Origin of the sequence: Cellulosimicrobium sp. SL-1, from assembly GCF_011033075.1 — a bacterium.
GTDB lineage: Bacteria > Actinomycetota > Actinomycetes > Actinomycetales > Cellulomonadaceae > Cellulosimicrobium > Cellulosimicrobium funkei.
Window position 1 is genome coordinate 1 of the sequence record NZ_JAACJC010000017.1, and the last position, 1,300, is coordinate 1,300.

Here is a 1,300-nt window from a genome sequence, read left to right on the forward strand (position 1 = left end):
GAAGCCACCAGAGATGGTGGTCTCTTTGGACACTCGTGCACAGGTGGTGCATGGTTGTCGTCAGCTCGTGTCGTGAGATGTTGGGTTAAGTCCCGCAACGAGCGCAACCCTCGTCCCATGTTGCCAGCGGGTTATGCCGGGGACTCATGGGAGACTGCCGGGGTCAACTCGGAGGAAGGTGGGGATGACGTCAAATCATCATGCCCCTTATGTCTTGGGCTTCACGCATGCTACAATGGCCGGTACAAAGGGCTGCGATACCGTAAGGTGGAGCGAATCCCAAAAAGCCGGTCTCAGTTCGGATTGGGGTCTGCAACTCGACCCCATGAAGTCGGAGTCGCTAGTAATCGCAGATCAGCAACGCTGCGGTGAATACGTTCCCGGGCCTTGTACACACCGCCCGTCAAGTCACGAAAGTCGGTAACACCCGAAGCCCATGGCCCAACCGTTCGCGGGGGGAGTGGTCGAAGGTGGGACTGGCGATTGGGACTAAGTCGTAACAAGGTAGCCGTACCGGAAGGTGCGGCTGGATCACCTCCTTTCTAAGGAGCTACCAACCCTCGTCCGCTGGTGTTTGCTGGTGGGTGGGTGGTTCAGGTGCCACGCCATCGCCGTCCGTGTGGTGGGTGGTTGCTCATGGGTGGAACATTGACGAAAGAGCTTTCTTGGTCTTGCTGGTGTCAGTACCTGCCGGCTCGCACGATCCCCTCGGGGTTCGTGTGGGTGGTGGTGGAACATCACGGGTGGGGCTGGGGGGCTTGTCGAGCACACTGTTGGGTCCTCAGGTCACCGGCCACCGGTTGGTGGGGTGCCTGGTACGGGCCGGTCCTTGGACCACGAACCGCTTCGTCTGCGCTCTTGTATGAGGGTGTGGGTGGGGTAGGCGGGTCTGGTGGGGTCGGGGTCGTTGGTTGTTTGAGAACTGCACAGTGGACGCGAGCATCTTTGTAAAGATCAAGACGCACCCTTTGGGGTGTGGTTCTTGGTTCTCTGCAGTTTTGTTGTTTTTGTTGAAGTTTTTAAGGGCACAGGGTGGATGCCTTGGCACTAGGAGCCGAAGAAGGACGTGGTAGCCTGCGATAAGCCTCGGGGAGCTGGCAAACGAGCTGTGATCCGAGGGTTTCCGAATGGGGGAACCCCGCACGAGTCATGTCGTGTGACCCGCACCTGAATATATAGGGTGTGTGGAGGGAACGTCGGGAAGTGAAACATCTCAGTACCGACAGGAAGAGATATTCCGTGAGTAGTGGCGAGCGAAAGCGGATGAGGCCAAACCGGGCGCGTGTTCAAGCTGTCAGGC

General features: G+C 58.4%; 2 rRNA genes (1 of these 2 cut by a window edge). Both read left to right on the forward strand.

The features are described 5' to 3' along the window. Positions 1-542: ribosomal RNA gene (locus GWJ10_RS19495) — 16S ribosomal RNA — on the forward strand; the annotation flags it as partial. Between the two features lie 467 nt (positions 543-1,009). After that, positions 1,010-1,300: ribosomal RNA gene (locus tag GWJ10_RS19660) — 23S ribosomal RNA — on the forward strand (it continues 3,015 nt past the right edge of the window).